The sequence below is a fragment of the Deinococcus deserti VCD115 genome, from assembly GCF_000020685.1.
Taxonomy (GTDB): Bacteria; Deinococcota; Deinococci; order Deinococcales; family Deinococcaceae; genus Deinococcus; species Deinococcus deserti.
On record NC_012526.1, the window covers coordinates 578,253 to 594,545 of the forward strand.

Consider the following 16,293-nt stretch of genomic DNA (forward strand, 5'->3'; position numbering starts at 1 on the left):
ACCATTCGTCTGGCAGGCATTGTTATGCTCCCCTTGAGATGCCGTTTGATTCCCGCGCCCTGTCCGCCCTGGATTTCCCCCGCGTCCGCGACGCCCTCGAGCAGCGCAGCAGCACAACGCTGGGCGCCGAGCGTGCGCGGGCCCTCCTGCCTTCGGAAGACGCCGGGCGTGTCGCACGCGAGCTTGATGAGGTCGAAGACGCCCTGTTCGGCGTCAGCCTGTCCCTGGGCGGCATTCAGGACATCCGTGAGCTGCATGCCCGCGCCGCGGAGGGCCGCGTGCTTGCCGGGCAGGAACTGCTGAACGCTGCCTACTCGCTTGACGGCGCCATGACAGTGCGCCGCGCCATCGACGCCAATTCGCGCGGACCGCTCCGTGAGGTAGGTCAGGGCCTGGGTGATCACAGCGAACTCGTGCGCCGCTTCCTGTCGGCGCTTGACCGCGACGGCGGCGTGCGTGACGACGCGTCCCCGCGCCTGCGGGACCTGCGCAAACGCATTGATCCGCTGCGTGGCCGCATCCGCGAAAAGCTCTCGGCCACTCTGGAGCGCTGGGCGGACGTTCTGCAGGAACACATCGTGACCATCCGGCGCGACCGCTACGTGCTGCCGGTGCAGGCCAGCCGCGTCGGGCAGGTGCAGGGCATCATCGTGGACGCCTCTGCCACCGGACAGACCTACTTTGTCGAACCGGCGGCCGTGACACAGCTCAACAACGAGCTGACCCGCCTGATTCTGGACGAGGAGGCTGAGGTCCGGCGCATTCTGACCGAGCTCTCCGGGCTGCTGGCGGGCGACTCGGAGGTGCCGATGACGCTCGCCACCGTGGGCGAACTGGACCTGATCGCCGCCAAGGCCCGGCTGGCGCGCGACTGGCGCCTCAACCGCCCGGAGCCGGTGCAGGACCACACCTACGATCTGCGTGAAGCGCGCCACCCCCTGATCGAGAACCCGGTACCCAACGACATTCAGCTGGGCGAGACGCGCCTGCTGCTGATCACCGGCCCCAACATGGGGGGTAAGACCGCGACCCTCAAAACGCTGGGGCTGGCGGTGCTGATGCACCAGTGCGGCCTGTATGTGGCCGCGGCCACTGCCCGCCTGCCGATTGTGCGAGACGTACTGGTGGATATCGGTGACGAGCAGAGCATCGAAGCCAGCCTGTCCACCTTCGCCTCGCACCTCAAGCACCTGCGCTACGTGCTGCGTCACGCCGCGCCCGACACCCTGGTCCTGATCGACGAGCTGGGTTCCGGCACCGACCCTGACGAAGGCGCCGCGCTTGCCCAGGCCCTGATCGAGACCCTGCTGTCCCAGGACGCACGGGGCATCATCACCAGCCACCTGTCGCCGCTCAAGCTGTTCGCACTGGAAACGCCGGGGCTCAAGAATGCCAGCATGGGCTTCGAGGTCAGCACTCTGGCGCCGACCTACCACCTGCAGGTAGGTCAGCCGGGCCGCAGTTACGCACTGGCCATTGCGCAGCGCATGGGATTGCCGTCCCAGGTCCTCGAGCGCGCCCAGACCCTCCTGGGCCCTGAAGCTGGCCTGATGGAGCGCATGCTCGAAGGCCTGGAAAGTGAGCGCGCCGATCTGGCCACCCAGCTTGAAACAGCCGTCATTTCCCGCCGGGACGCTGAGGCTGAGCTGGCCCGCGTCCGGCAGGAACGCGAAACCCTCGAAGCGCGCCGCAATGAGATGCTGGCAGAAGCTGCCCAGAAAGCCGAAACGCTGTATGCCGACGCCATCGAACGTGTCCGCACACTCCGGGCCCGGGCGCAGGAGGACAGCGCCCGTCCCCGGGTCATGCAGGAACTCCGCGAACTTCGGGCGGCTGCCCAGAAAGCACGTCCTGCGCCGCCCGTCCGGGAGGAACGTGGCGATCCCATCCGGGTGGGGAGCAAGGTCGAGGTCCCAGCCTACAACGCCAGCGGGCAGGTACTGGAACTGCGTGGAGACGATCTGGTCGTGCAGCTTGGCGTGATGAAGGTCGGTGTTAAACGCCGGGACGTGCGGCTGAAGCAGGAAGTGAAGGTGCCGGCCGCCAAAGGCAGGAATGGCCGCCCTGTAGCCTTTACCGGAACCGCGCCGAGCAGCTTTCAGAACGAACTGCAGCTGCGGGGTCTGGGTGTGGAGGAAGCCGTCGAGGAACTGCGCACGGCCATCCTGGAAGCACATGCCCTCAAGGAAAGTCCGCTGCGGGTGGTCCACGGCAAAGGGCAGGGCGTGCTGCGCCGGCTGCTGCGTGAGTACCTCAAAACCGACAAGAAGGTCGAGTCCTTCCACGACGCAGAAGCCAACCAGGGGGGACACGGGGTCACAATCGTGAACTTGCGGAAGTAGATAAGAGCTTTCGGCGAGGGGACGATGTCTTCACATCGTTCGTGCGTATCGGTCATGCATTATGCGGTGGTGTTAAACCTTCGGCGTTTTGTTGCTCCGGCCCTGCTTGGGTCTGTCCTGTCTGTGATGACCACGGCGTCCGCTCAGCTGGAGTCAGTAGCTGGCCGAATGAATCTTCCGCCAGATTACTTTTCACGGTTTGGCGGGCTGCAGCCTGTGATCTCCAATACTGAGGGGTATGGTGTCCGGTACTTCCCCCTGCCTTTCCGACAGGACATCCGGCTGAGTGTAGTGAAAGCCCCCACGTATGTGGACGTCGGTGTGACTGCCCGGTCTAACGACACGTCCTTTGCTATCGGCCGCTTTTACAACACCATGACCTTCGAAATCACCCGGAACCCCTATAAGGGCGTCCAGTTTGGCGGTGTAGTACGGGACAATGGTGGGCTGTCCAATTTTTCCGGTGGCTACGCGTTTACAGTTCTGAATGATCGAGTACGTATCCTGAACAACGTGGGCGTCGCATACAAAGGGGATAAGGCGGCACCATACACTCAGAGCGAAGTCAGCGCGGGTTATGGCAAGGCTTTTGGAAAATTCAATACGTACGTCGCTGCCACGGGCCGTTACTATTTATTCCCCATGCAGCAGCAAGGACAGGCCAGCGTGGACCTGTATGCCGCGGTCAATGTCTCGCCGGTCAGGGGCCTGTCTCTTGACGCTTCCCACTTTGAAAGCTTTACTTCCGGAACTGTCGCCATTCCTGATTTTGGTAGGGGTCGATATGAGGGCTCCACGCTGAGTGCCACGTACCGGCTCTCGTCTGGCTGGCCGTCGTCTGTGCTGGGGTTCGGGGCCGTCCGGACCCGCGTTTCGCGCGACTGGACGAACGACTATACGTATGTGCATGGAGACCTGTTCCTGAGGACCGATGTACTGCCAGCGATGGTCGGGCCCAGCATTGGTTACCGGTTTGGCCCCGGCAACGCTGAGGGCGCCTGGCTTCTTTCCTTGGTCGCTCTGCCGAAATAAGAACCCAGTGTGTTACGTTCGCGGGCGTGACTGAACTTTCTGCGCCGCCACGCCTATTGCCCTTGCTGGCAGTAGGCGTGGCGGCTTTTTTTACCCTGGGTCTGATTCAGGCGATGTACGGCCCGGCCTTTCCAATGTTCCAGGCACGTTTTGGCGTAGACACCGGCGCCGTAGGCTTAATTGCCAGCGTTCATTTCCTGGGCTCGTCCCTGGCACCATTTCTGGTGGGGCTGGCCCTCAGGCAGGTCAGTGCCAGACGTGTGGTCGTGGCCAGTCTGCTGATCCTGGCTGCAGGCGTGAGTGGTGTGGCCCTGGCGCCGTCGTGGGGGCTGGCTGTTACGGCCGCGTTTGTGGGTGGTCTGGGTTTAGGCGGGGTCAGCGCGTGCCTGAACGCCGCGTATGCCGCGCAGGGCACTCGGCCGGTCAATCTGGTCAATGCCGTTTTCGGTATTGGAAGTATGGTTTCGCCCCTGCTGGTGGTTTCCCTGGGCGAAGGTGGCCTGGGGGGTCCGTTTCTGGCGGTAGCGCTCAGCGCAGCCCTGACCCTGCTGGTGGCCCGGATCTGGGGCGTCCCAGGCATTCCGGCAGTGACCGGCGCTGGCGCTGGCGAGGTTACTATCACCCCCCGTCTAATGCTGGTGTTTGCTGTCATGATTGGCGTGTACGTTGGTCTGGAAGCTGGGTATGGTGCCTGGACGGTGCGCTACCTGGACAGCCGGGGGCTGCCGGGCGCGGCCCTGGTGCTGAGCGGCTTCTGGGGCGGAATCACCTTGAGCCGTGTGCTGACCGGCATGTTCGGAGCCAGGGTGCATCCGGCGTGGCTGGTCATCGGGAGCGCCGCTTTTGTGACGGTCTGCGCACTGAGCGCCCTGATTCCGCTGCTGGCCCCGGGCGCCAGTGTGCTGGCAGGGCTGGCCCTTGGGCCGGTGTTTGGCAGCATGCTGGCGTGGGCCTCAAGGGTCATGCCGGCGCGTCAGGTGCCTTTTCTGCTGACGGCCGGCTCAGCAGGAGGAGTGCTACTGCCTTTTTTGATGGGGCAGGGTGTCGCCGCCTTTGGGCCACTGGCTGTGCCGCTCACGTTGGCAACCCTGGGCTCGGTGCTGCTGGTGCTGTCTATGCTTACCCTGCGTCACACCAGACCCACCTGAACAGGCAGGTTGGCAGGCAAACGCGACTGTGCTCATTGCCGTCCTGGCGGGCATATGTCAGAATGCGCCCTGATTCACAGCCAGTTGACCCGTCCGTGACATTCGCAGGCCCCTGGCCCTGCATGGAATTGGAGGCTTCACAGTGACCCAAGCAATCAGACAGGTGAGACTCACGCGTGAAGGCTTTGAGCGCCTTCAGAAAACCCTGGAGCAGGAACAACAGCGCCTGGCGGAAGCCACCCGCATTCTGCAGGAACAGATGGAAACCAGTGCCGATACCGAAGACACTGGCCTGGAGGACGCCAAGCGCGAGAAGATGGCCATTGAGGCGCGGCTTGATGAGCTTGAAGACACCCTGGCCCGCGCCACCATCATTGAGGACCACGAGAACGATGGCCGTGTCGAGCTCGGTGCCATTGTCAATCTCTCCAACGAAACCACCAAGAAGGACATGAAGGTGCAGGTGGTCAGCGCCCCTGAAGCTGCCGTGCTGGGCGGCTCTCTGCCACGCATCAGCGAGGACAGCCCGGTGGGCAAGGAGCTGATGGGCCGCAAGACCGGTGACTCGTTTGTGGTCAACCTGGAAGGCGGCAAGCAGGTCAAGTACAAAGTCAAAAGCATCGAGTATTGAGTCCAGGCAGCAGGAGCTCTTTGCCCGGTTTCTGAGTTTGACTGAAGAGGCCGGCTCGGGGCTCGGAGAGACATTTCCTGGCACCGTAGGGTGCAGCCGACACAGGCTACGCGAGAGAGACCCTCTCGCGTAGCCTGCTGCTCTGGCACTTGCCCCCCTATACTTGCCGTTATGTCGGATGTTTCTCCCACCGCCGGGGCGCGCCGTGAAGGTCTGCATGAGCAGACAGTCGCCCGCCTGAATAACCTGGACGCGCAGGTCGCCGCCGGGTTTGAAGCCCACCCGTACACGTATGCCCGGACGCATCATGCGCGTGACGTGCTCGCGGCCCATCCGGCGAACGCAGAGGGCGTGCGCGAGCCGGGCCAGGAGTGGCCGGAGACCGAATACTCCCTGGCGGGCCGGGTCACTCTGATGCGGCACATGGGCAAGGCAGCCTTTGCAGATCTGCAGGACGAACATGGCTCCCTGCAACTGCATTTCTCCAGGCAGGACACCGAGAATTTCGATCCGACCAAGAAGATCGACCTGGGCGACATCATTGGCGTGCGGGGATTTCCCTTCGTGACCAAAACTGGTCAGCTGACCTTGCGGGTCACTTCCTGGCAGCCGCTGGTCAAGAGCCTGCATCCGATGCCCAGCAAATTCCATGGCTTGCAGGACGAGGAACTGCGCGCCCGTCGCCGCTACCTGGATCTGATGATCAACCCGGAGCGGCGCGAGGCTTTCCGGACCCGGTCACGTGCCATCCGCTATATCCGCAACTTCCTGGACAGCCGTGAGTTCATGGAGGTCGAGGGGCCAACCCTGCAGGTGGTGGCTGGCGGCACCGAGGCCAAGCCATTTACCACCCACCACAACGCACTGTCGCATGACTTCAGCCTGCGGATCAGCCTGGAGCTGTACCTCAAGCGGCTGCTGGTGGGCGGCTTCGAGCGGGTCTACGAGATCGGGCGCAATTACCGCAACGAAGGCATCGACCGGACGCACAATCCGGAATTCACCATGCTGGAGGCGTACTTTGCCTACGGCGACTATAACGACATGATGCAGCTGGTCGAGGAGATGCTGCATGGTCTGGTGACTGAGGTCAAGGGCGAGCCAAAGCTGAGTTACCAGGGACAGACCGTGGACTTCAGCCTGCCGTTCCGGCGCCTGGATTTCGTGACGGCGCTCAAAGAGGCCGCTGGCCTGGACTTCGAGCCGACGGACCTGGCGCGCCTGCGCACCTGGACCGACGAGAAGCACCCTGAGATGCGTAAGGTGCCGGACTACAAGCTGCTCGACAAGCTGTTTGGCGAGTACGTGGAGCCGACCCTGATCAATCCAACCTTCGTGACCGACGTGCCCCTGGCGATCAGCCCGCTGGTCAAGGCCCACCGCAGCCGCGAGGCCCTGGCGGAGCGCGCTGATCTGTTTGTCGCCGGTTTCGAACTGGCTCCTATCTACAGCGAGCTGAACGACGCCCTGGATCAGCGGGCCCGCTTTGAGGCCCAGACGCAGCGGCGCGACGCTGGGGACGACGAGGCGCACGAGCAGGATGAGGACTTTCTGCTGGCCCTGGAATACGGGATGCCTCCGGCGGCCGGCATGGGCATGGGCATGGACCGGCTGGCGATGCTTCTGACAGACAGTGACTCGATTCGTGACGTGCTCTTGTTTCCACTGCTGCGTCCGGAAGGCACAGCTGCCGAACCAGACGACCAGGTCGAATAAGCCCGCTCTCAGCAAGGGCCGGAGAAAATTCTCCGGCCCTGTTTTATTTTTGAATCTGATTAATTCGTTCGTTTGACAAACAAAATCGCATGAGTGCAAGATTGAGGAAAGCTCTGCTACATCCTGTTTCTCACCGCATGGTGAAGCCTTTCGTGACGACGTGCCTGTCTGTGGCCTCTGGAGTTCGTATGTCTGCGCCTGCCTCTGCCCCTCTTGATCTGGCTGCCATCCGGGCGCGGCATACCGCCTTGCTGCTGCAGCTGCTTTGGGAACGGGACCGGGCACGTGTCGACATCGCACGAGATCTGGGTATGTCACGCAGCGCGATCAGCAGCATCGTCAGTGAGCTGATCGGTGTCGGACTGGTGCAGGAAGGCAATACCCGGGGGAGTGGCCGGGCCGGTCGCCGGGCCACGTTGCTGTCACTGAATGCCCGGGCCGCAGCCCTGCTGGCTATAGACCTGGGTGCCAGTCACGTGCGTATGGACCTGATGGACCTTCGCTGCCGGACACTGGCCTCACGCACGGTGCCGCACGAGGTCATCTCCGGACCGGCCGAGACTTATCACCTGCTGCTGCGCCTGGCCGACGCGGTGCAGCGCGAGGCGCACGTACCAGCTGACCATGTTGCGCTGGTGGGCCTGGGCGTGCCGGGGCCCGTGGACCAGGACACCGGGCGCGTGATCCGCCCCCCCAACATGCCCGGCTGGGACGGTGAGCCAGTGCGCGAGGCCCTGCAAAGGCACCTGGGCCTGGAGGTTCTGGTGGACAATGACGCTAACCTTGGCGCCCAGGCGGAAGCGCGCTTTGGTCCGCACCGCGGCGTATCTGATCTGATTTACGTGAAAGCGGCCACCGGGATCGGGGCGGGCGTTCTGCTGGGAGGCCGGCTGCACCGCGGCGTCCGTGGCGGGGCCGGCGAGATCGGGCACATCAGCATCAACGAACAGGGACCAGTGGGCCGCAGCGGCAACCCGGGAAGTCTGGAAAGCTACGCGGCGGCGCAGGTGCTGGTAGCGACTGCCGAGGCGCGCCGCGCCGCCGGGGCTCCTACCCTGCTCACCGACCCGGTGACCCTGCCCGCCCTGGTCCGTCACGCCGAGACTGACCCTCTGGCGCGCGAACTCTGGGAGGATGTCGGCCACCACCTGGGCGTGGCGATCAGCACAGCCCTGAACCTGTTCAACCCGGCAGTGGTGGTGATTGGAGGACGGTTGGCTGAGGCTGGCCCGGTGTTTCTGAATGCCGTGCGTAGCAGCGCCCTGAGCCGCACCATGCAGATCAACGCCGAGCGGACCCGCATCGACCTGAGCACTCTGGGAGGAGACGCGGGCGTGCTTGGTGCCGGAGCCATGATGCTTGACCAGTTGCTGACCTCGAGCGGGTTGCCGCACCTATACGCCGTTTCACGCGTCTCCATGGCGGCGGTCCATGCCACCGGGCCACCGCCTGTGCCCACGTCTGTGCCCACCCCCCATCCGCCTGCACTCTTCTCTGGAGGAACACTATGAAAAAAGCCCTGATGCTCGCCCTTGCTCTTGCCACTGCCGGCAGCGCCTCCGCCGCCGGGAAAGTGGAGATCTTCTCCTGGTGGGCCGGTGACGAAGGTCCCGCCCTGGAAGCGCTGATCAAGCTCTACGAGCAGAAGTACCCCAGCGTGAAAGTGGACAACGCGACCGTTTCGGGCGGTGCCGGCACCAACGCCAAGGCCGTCCTGAAGACCCGCATGCTGGGCGGCACGCCCCCCGACAGCTTCCAGGCGCACGCTGGCCAGGAACTGATCGGCACCTGGGTGGTCGCCAACCGCATGGAAGACCTGACCCCGCTGTTCAAGAGCGAAGGCTGGAACAAGGCCTTTCCTCAGGACCTGATCAAGCTGATCAGCACCAAAGACGGCATCTGGAGCGTGCCGGTCAACGTGCACCGCAGCAACGTCATGTGGTACAACCCCGCCAAACTCAAAGCCTGGGGCGTGACCGCTCCCAAGACCTGGCCCGAGTTCCTCTCCACCTGCGCCAAACTCAAGGCCAAGGGAGTAGCTGCTCCGCTGGTCGTCGGCGAAAACTGGACCCAGCAGCACCTCTGGGAAAACGTCATGATCGGCACGCTGGGCGCTCAGAACTGGGAAAACCTCTGGACCGGCAAGCTGAAATTCACCGATCCCAAGGTGGTCGGCGCCTTCACCACCTTCGGCAAGGTCATGGACTGCACCAACAAGGACGCCTCGGGCCTCAGCTGGCAGCAGGCCAGTGACCGCATCGCCGCTGGTACCAGCGCCTTCAATATCATGGGCGACTGGGCAGCCGGCTACTACACCACCACCAAGAAGCTGACCCCCGGCAAGGACTTCGGCTGGGCACCCAGCCCCGGAACCACCAAGGTCTTCGTGATGCTGGCCGACTCGTTCGGTCTGCCCAAGGGCGCCAAGAACCGTACCGAAGCCATGAACTGGCTCAAGGTGCTGGGAAGCAAGCAGGGCCAGGACGCCTTCAACCCGCTCAAGGGCTCCATCGCTGCGCGTATTGACAGCGACCTGAGCAAGTACAACACCTACAGCAAGAGCGCTGCCGCCGACTGGAAGAGCAACAAGATCGTGGGCAGCATGGCGCACGGAGCTGTGGCGCCGGAAAGCTTCATGAGTGCGTTCGGTGCGATCATCGACCAGTTTGTTGCCGGGCGCGACGCGAAGGGCGCTGCCAACGCCGCGCAGCAGCTGGCCACGCGGGCTGGTATCGGCAAGTAAAGCCCCCCATTGTGGAGGAAGGGCACGGGAGGCGGCTTGCGGTGTCAGCACCGCGCGCTGCCGGCCGCGCCCTCCTCTTTGTGAAGCACCAAGAGAGGAGGCGCCAGATTGAGAGGCTTATCGAGAGACCGCCTGTGGTCCATCGCGGTACTGTTGCCCAGCGTCATTCTGCTGGGCGTGTTTGTGTACGGCTTTATCGGCCGCACGGTGTATGTCAGCCTGACCGACTGGGGGAACGACCCGGCCCAGGCCCTGGCGACCAACCCCGTGATTCAGTGGGTAGGTCTGGCCAACTATCAGGAGCTGTTTTCCGGCTTTCTGCAGGGGCGCTTCCGTCAGGAAATGGTCAGCACCATTTTCTTTACCCTGTTTTTCATCCTGGGCTGCCTGGGGCTTGGCCTGGGCCTGGCCATGATTCTCGACCGCAATCCGAAAGGAGAGGGGCTGTGGCGCACCATCTTCCTGTTCCCGATGAGCCTGTCATTTATTGTCACCGGCACCATCTGGCGCTGGATGCTGCAGCCGCAGGGCGGGGTCAACCAGATTCCGACCGTGGTGGGGGGCGAGCCCAGTACCTTCGGCTGGCTGAGCAGCACCGAGTCCATCTGGAAGTTTGACTGGAACAAGCTGCCGCTCCTGACCGCAGTCGTGGTCGCGGTGGTGCTGGGAGTGCTTGCCCTGCGGGCTTTGAGGGCGGCGCAGCGTACCAGAGCACTGGTAGCGGGGCTCTGCGCCCTGATGCTGCTGGCGTGGTCGCTGTTTGTCGGGCCCAACCTGAAGCTGCTGGCGGCGCCGGAACTGCACGGCTTCAACCTGGCCCTGATCGGCATCATTATCGCGGCCGTGTGGCAGATGAGCGGTTACACCATGGCCCTGTACCTGGCCGGTCTGCGCGGCATTCCCGAGGAAATCCGCGAGGCGGCCAAGGTCGACGGCGCCACCGACGCCCAGATGTACCGCCGTGTGATTTTTCCCCTGCTGGCGCCTATTACCCTGAGTGCCATGATTATCCTGGGGCACATCAGCCTCAAGATCTTCGACCTGGTGTACGCCATGTCGGGCCCTGACAACACCTTTACCAGCGTTCCGGCGCTGAACATGTACCTGACCAGTTTCCGCCAGAACCAGTTTGCACTGGGCGCGGCCATCGGAACGATCCTGCTGCTGCTGGTGGCCTTCGTGATTGTGCCGTATCTGACCAGCGCCTTCCGCACCGAGGAGAGCCACTGATGAATCCGTCGACCCGATTTACGCCGGGCCGGGCGGCAACATACGCCCTGCTGGTGCTGGCTGCCCTGTTCTTCCTGGTGCCCATCTACCTGCTGCTGGCCACGGCACTCAAGAGCCCCGACGCCATCAGCCTGACCACCACCTGGCACTGGCCGGCTGCGCTCAACTGGGCCAGCTTCGAGGAGGCCTGGGCCAAGATCGGCGGCAACATGGGCAACAGCCTGTTCCTGGCGGTCGTCGCGACCGTGCTGGCCGCCCTGATGGGCAGCATCAACGGCTACGCGCTGGCCAAGTGGAAATTCCGTGGTGCCAATACCCTGTTTGCCCTGATGCTGTTCGGAATGTTCATTCCGTACCAGGCGGTGCTGATTCCGCTGTTTCAGTTCATCAAGTCGCTGGGACTGTACGGCAGCATCTGGGGATTGATCCTGGCGCACGTGGTGTATGGTCTGCCGATCACGACCCTGATCTTCCGCAATTTCTACGCCGACGTGCCCGACGCTCTGGTGGAGGCTGCCACCATCGACGGAGCAGGCTTCTGGGCCATCTACCGCAAGGTCATCTTCCCGATCAGCATTCCGGGTTTCGTGGTCGTGGTGATCTGGGAGTTCACGCAGGTGTGGAACGAGTTCCTGTTCGCCGCGACGCTGACCAACACCAGTTCGCAGCCGGTAACCTACGCCCTGTCACAGCTGGCAGGAGGACAGGCGGTGTCGTGGAACCTGCCGATGGCCGGGGCGATCCTGGCTGCGCTGCCCACGCTGCTGGTCTACATCCTGCTGGGCCGTTACTTTGTACGAGGCCTGCTGGCCGGAAGTGTCAAGGGCTGAAGCACTGACGCACCTATCTGGGACGGAGGCATGTACGTGCATGCCTCCGTCCTCCCGTTTAGGCGCTACACTTCCGCGCAGTACATGACAAGCGCTGCTTCCACTGTTTTCGTCGTCACGGCGGAGCGCTCCCGCGCTGTGCGGCTGGCGGGCACGCTGGCGCAGGCTGACGTGCTGTTTATCCAGGACGCCGAGACGCTGCTGCGTGAGGCCCATGTTCGCGTACCTGATGTCGTGCTGCTGTACAGCGATACGCCCGGCGTGCCGCTTTCGCAGGTGCTGCCCATGCTGCGCCAGCGCCAGGAACTGAGTAATACCTGGTGGCTGGCAGTGGGCACCCACGGACTGGGAGAACTGCTCGCGGCCGGCGCTGACGCGCTGATCAGCGACGCCTCGCCCATTGAGGCCCTGAGCCTGCAGGTGCAGACCATGCTGCGCCGGGTCGTCCAGGCCCGGAGCGCGCATGACCGGGTGGGCCAGCTGCAGCGGCGCATGGACACCTGGGAGCATGAGGAGCGCGTACGCGATCAGCTGGTGCACATGCTGGTCCACGACCTGAAAAATCCCATCGCGGCCGTGATGGGCCTGCTGGAAATTGTGCAGGACGACACCCGCGTGCCTGAAGACGCGCGGGATCTGGTGCGCATAGCGCGCGACGAGACCCAGCATCTGCTGCATCTTGCGGCCAACATGCTCGATGTCCGCAAGATCCAGGCCGGCAAGATGAACCTGCGCCGTGAACTTATGTTCAGCCCCATGTTCGCCGAGGTGATCGAACAGGCGCGGGGCGATATCGGCAGTGGTCTGCGCGATCGCAACGTCCGTGTTGAGGTCCAGCAGGACATGAGCCCTGCCGACGCTGACCCCGAGATCGTGCGCCGCATCATGGCCAATCTGATCAGCAACGCTCTGAAACACACCACCAACGGCGGCGCCATCGGCATCTTCGTGTCCCTGCTCGAGGACGCGGTGCAGGTTGTTGTTCAGGACAACGGTGAAGGTATTCCCGAAGATGACATCCCCAATCTGTTTGCGGCCTTCGAGCAAAGCCGGCTGACCCTGCACGGCCGCTTTGACACCGGCATGGGGCTGGCCTTCTGCAAGATGGCAGTCGAGGAGCACGGCGGAACCATCGGGGTGGAGTCGCAGCGTGGTGCGGGCGCCACCTTCAGGTTCACCCTGCCGCTTTCGCGCGACACTGACGATGACGACGATTCCGCCGATCTGCTGGTGTGATACGTACTCCGGGTGAACAGTTGCAGGATAACTGTGAGCTCTATCCAGGAAAGAGCATGACAGCCAGAAGCGAAAGCTCCGCAGCGTTGCGGCTGGGCTGTCACGCATGACCCGGAATCCATAGGAGTCGGGAAGGTCCCCTGCCCAGCCCGGGTCTCTGGAACATGCGTTCCAGGGACCCACAATCCTGTCCATCCGACCTAGCCGGAATGCGGCTGTGAGGCGTGTAACCATGATAGAACAGGTGCGTTCGACAACCGTTTTTGAAGTTTGAGATCGTAGGCCTCCTCTCTTTTTTTCCTATCGCTCGTGCGGTTTTTCACGTGCGGGTGCAAAGAGACGAAGAGCAAGAGGCGAAAGGGGAGACCTTATCGAATACGCCAACTTCGTGATTATGCTGCTGGTTGCTCTAAGCATCGGCATTCTCGCTGTTCTGGTCAGCGCCCTCCTGGGACCTAAAAAGTCCAGCCGGACCAAGCTGATGGCCTACGAGAGTGGCAATGACCCGGAAGGTGGGGGCGTGGGCACCGGTCAGCGCTGGCCCGTGCACTTCTACCTCGTGGCCATGCTGTTCATCGTTTTCGACATCGAGACTGCGTTTTTCTATCCGCTGGCGGTGGCCTACCAGAAGCTGATTCCCTTTGCATTTTTCGAGGCGCTCACTTTTGTGCTGCTGCTGCTGGTCGGGTACTACTACGTGCTGAAAAAGCGGGTTCTGGAATGGTCCTGAGAGCAAGTACTCCGACGTTGCATGCGGCAAGAAAGCTGAGGGGCCGCCCCCGAAGCGCCTGCTACCTGAGAGCAAGTACTCCGACGTTGCATGCGGCAAGAAAGCTGAGGGGCTGCCCCCGAAGCGCCGCCGCTGAGCTGGGTTCCCGGAAGGCAGGTTTGTCATTTCATCTTGCAGGGGCTGCGTGCCCGCCGCCTCTCACCTACATCGGCCTGCCCTGCGACGGTCGGGCCGGGAGAGCACCCTTATGGCACTGAAGGAACTGTTTGACCGCGACTGGCAGGAACTCGAATCTGAAGGCATCCTGTTTTCCAACCTGGAAAAGCTGGTGGCCTGGGGCCGCAGCAACTCGCTGTGGCCAGCAACCTTCGGGCTGGCGTGCTGCGCCATCGAGATGATGAGCAGCACCAACGCCCGCAACGACATGGCCCGCTTCGGCAGCGAGGTGTTCCGCGCCTCGCCCCGGCAGGCGGACGTGATGATCGTGGCCGGGCGCCTGAGCAAGAAGATGGCCCCGGTGATGCGCCGGGTCTATGACCAGATGCCCGACCCCAAGTGGGTGATCGCCATGGGCGCGTGCGCCAGCAGCGGGGGGATGTTCAACAACTACGCCATCGTGCAGAACGTCGACAGCGTGGTGCCGGTGGACATTTACGTTCCGGGCTGCCCGCCTCGCCCTGAAGCGCTGATCTACGCCGTGATGCAGCTGCAGAAGAAAGTGCGGGGCGAGGCTTTTGACCAGCTGGGTCATCAGCTGCCGATGGTGGACGCATGGACCCGCTGACTCCGGCTGTGACGACACCTTCGGCCGTAACCGACTCGACCCGTGACGTCACGGCGCTGCTGAGAGAACTGGGCCTGACCGAGGAGCACGCTGCCGAGCCCACCGCTGTAGTGCCGGCAGCTGATCTGCGGCAGGTGGCCCAGGCCCTCAAGGACCGCGGCTTCATGCTGATCGACACCGTGGGCATCGACTACCTGAAGTACCCCGAGGCCCGCCCGGCCCGCTTCTGTGTGCTGCACAACGTCTACCATCCATACGACCACCGCCGCGTGTTCCTGCGCGTGTGGCTGGATGACGGGCAGCCGCTGGATAGCCTGTACCCGGTGTGGCGCGCAGCCAACTACCTGGAGCGCGAGGTGTACGACCTGGTGGGCGTGGAGTTCACCGGGCATCCGGACCTGCGCAAGGTGCTGACGCCTGACGACCTCGAAGGCAACCCGCTACGCAAGGACTTTCCGCTGGGTGAGACACCCACGCTGTTCCGCGAGGGGCGCTTTCTGGACCCGGCGACGTTCCGCGCGGGCCTCAACGGGCAGCAGGGCGGCCTGACCGGCTACCGCGGCGAGTACCGCCGTGGCCAGAGCGGCGACCGCGAGCCGCCGGTGATGCCGGCAGGAGGGCCGAAATGACGAGCGTGCCCGCACGTCCCCAGGAGTCCGGCCCCGGCACCACCGGCAGTTCGGGCGGCACGCTGATGCACACCGAGGTGATGTCACTCAACGTCGGGCCGCAGCATCCCTCGACCCACGGGGTGCTGCGTCTGGTGGTGGACATGGACGGCGAGTACGTCCGGAAGGTCGTTCCCCACATGGGCTACCTGCACACCGGCTTCGAGAAGACCTTCGAGCACCGCACCTACCAGCAGGGCGTAACGTACGCGCCGCGCACGGATTACCTGCACTGCTTCGGGCATGAGCTGGCATACGTGCTGAGCGTGGAGAAGCTCATGCAGGCGCAGGTGCCCGACCGTGCCAGCATGATCCGCGTGATTCTGCACGAACTGGGCCGGATCCACAGCCATCTGGTCTTCGTGGGCACCGGCCTGCTTGACCTTGGTGCCCTGACTCCCTTCTTCTACGCCTTCCGCGAGAAGGAGTCGTGCGTGGACCTTTTTGAGGAGGCCACCGGCTACCGCATGAACCAGGGGTTCTTCCGGGTCGGCGGCCTGTCGCGCGACGTGCCCGAGGACTGGCCGGGGCACGTCGCTCAATTTCTCGATCAGATGGAGCGCGGGGTCGACGAGTACACCAACCTGTTTGCCAACAACCCCATCTTCCTGGACCGGGCGCGCGGCGTGGGCGTCATTCCCACCGACGTGGCGCTGGACCTGGGCCTGACCGGCCCGAACCTGCGCGCCAGCGGCGTGCCGCTCGATGTCCGCAAGGCCCATCCGTACTGCGGGTATGAGGCCTACGACTTCAACGTGATCAGCAGCACGGACGGCGACTCGCTGGCGCGCTTCACCATGCGGCTGCTGGAGTTCAGCGAAAGCATCAAAATTATCCGCCAGGCTCTCGCGCGCCTGAAGCCGGGTCTGATCAAGGATCCCAACCGAAAGATCAGCCTGCCGCCGCGCCACGAGCTGGAGACCAGCATGGAAGCGGTCATCCACCACTTCAAGCTGGTCACCGAGGGCTTTCATCCACCGACCGGCGAGGTCTACGTGCCGGTGGAAGGCGCACGTGGCGAGGTCGGGTATTACATCGTCTCGGACGGGGGCAGCGTGCCGTACCGCGTCAAGATCCGTGCGCCCAGCTTCGTCAATCTGCAGGCCCTGGAATACGCCTGTGTCGGCGCGCAGTTTGCCGATCTGATCACCATTCTCGCCACCATCGACCCTGTTCTGGGGGACGTGGACCGGTAAGGGAGCG

At 63.6% G+C, this 16,293-nt stretch carries 14 protein-coding genes; all 14 read left to right on the top strand.

Translation table 11 applies throughout. The features are described from left to right. Positions 1-38: 38 nt before the first annotated feature. The 14 genes from DEIDE_RS02865 (at position 39) to nuoD (ending at position 16,286) form a co-directional block, all read left to right on the top strand. Positions 39-2,342 (top strand): endonuclease MutS2, encoded by a 2,304-nt coding sequence (locus DEIDE_RS02865; protein WP_012692458.1) that lies wholly within the window; start codon positions 39-41, stop codon positions 2,340-2,342. A 168-nt stretch (positions 2,343-2,510) separates the two neighbouring features. Then, positions 2,511-3,374, top strand: a complete 864-nt coding sequence (locus DEIDE_RS02870) for a hypothetical protein (protein ID WP_041227009.1) — start codon at positions 2,511-2,513, stop codon at positions 3,372-3,374. Between the two features lie 26 nt (positions 3,375-3,400). Then, entirely contained in the window at positions 3,401-4,522 is a 1,122-nt protein-coding gene (locus DEIDE_RS02875; RefSeq protein ID WP_012692460.1) for an MFS transporter, read from the top strand. 142 nt (positions 4,523-4,664) lie between these two features. After that, complete coding sequence (locus tag DEIDE_RS02880; protein WP_012692461.1) at positions 4,665-5,153, top strand: GreA/GreB family elongation factor; 489 nt, start codon at positions 4,665-4,667, stop codon at positions 5,151-5,153. A gap of 171 nt (positions 5,154-5,324) precedes the next feature. Then, a complete protein-coding gene (gene lysS / locus DEIDE_RS02885) occupies positions 5,325-6,869 on the top strand; it encodes a lysine--tRNA ligase (RefSeq protein ID WP_012692462.1) in 1,545 nt (514 codons plus the stop codon). Positions 6,870-7,057: 188 nt separating this feature from the next. Next, on the top strand, positions 7,058-8,380 hold the full coding sequence (locus tag DEIDE_RS02890) for an ROK family transcriptional regulator (protein ID WP_012692463.1): 1,323 nt from the start codon (positions 7,058-7,060) through the stop codon (positions 8,378-8,380). Continuing rightward, entirely contained in the window at positions 8,377-9,612 is a 1,236-nt protein-coding gene (locus DEIDE_RS02895; protein ID WP_012692464.1) for an ABC transporter substrate-binding protein, read from the top strand. Before DEIDE_RS02890 ends, DEIDE_RS02895 begins: the two co-directional genes overlap by 4 nt. Positions 9,613-9,720: 108 nt before the next feature. Beyond that, complete coding sequence (locus DEIDE_RS02900) at positions 9,721-10,842, top strand: carbohydrate ABC transporter permease (protein WP_012692465.1); 1,122 nt, start codon at positions 9,721-9,723, stop codon at positions 10,840-10,842. After that, complete coding sequence (locus DEIDE_RS02905) at positions 10,842-11,672, top strand: carbohydrate ABC transporter permease (protein WP_012692466.1); 831 nt, start codon at positions 10,842-10,844, stop codon at positions 11,670-11,672. The genes DEIDE_RS02900 and DEIDE_RS02905 overlap by 1 nt, the downstream gene beginning before the upstream one ends. A gap of 84 nt (positions 11,673-11,756) precedes the next feature. Then, positions 11,757-12,908 (top strand): sensor histidine kinase, encoded by a 1,152-nt coding sequence (locus tag DEIDE_RS02910; RefSeq protein WP_041227373.1) that lies wholly within the window; start codon positions 11,757-11,759, stop codon positions 12,906-12,908. Between the two features lie 394 nt (positions 12,909-13,302). Beyond that, positions 13,303-13,638: an NADH-quinone oxidoreductase subunit A gene (locus tag DEIDE_RS02915; protein WP_012692468.1), complete on the top strand. Its 336-nt coding sequence runs from the start codon at positions 13,303-13,305 to the stop codon at positions 13,636-13,638. A 247-nt stretch (positions 13,639-13,885) separates the two neighbouring features. After that, positions 13,886-14,422 (top strand): NuoB/complex I 20 kDa subunit family protein, encoded by a 537-nt coding sequence (locus tag DEIDE_RS02920; protein WP_012692469.1) that lies wholly within the window; start codon positions 13,886-13,888, stop codon positions 14,420-14,422. Further along, positions 14,410-15,051 (top strand): NADH-quinone oxidoreductase subunit C, encoded by a 642-nt coding sequence (locus DEIDE_RS02925; RefSeq protein ID WP_012692470.1) that lies wholly within the window; start codon positions 14,410-14,412, stop codon positions 15,049-15,051. The genes DEIDE_RS02920 and DEIDE_RS02925 overlap by 13 nt, the downstream gene beginning before the upstream one ends. Continuing rightward, positions 15,048-16,286 carry an NADH dehydrogenase (quinone) subunit D gene (gene nuoD, locus DEIDE_RS02930; protein WP_012692471.1) on the top strand — a complete coding sequence of 413 codons (1,239 nt, stop codon included), beginning with the start codon at positions 15,048-15,050 and terminating at the stop codon, positions 16,284-16,286. The genes DEIDE_RS02925 and nuoD overlap by 4 nt, the downstream gene beginning before the upstream one ends. Positions 16,287-16,293: the final 7 nt, after the last annotated feature.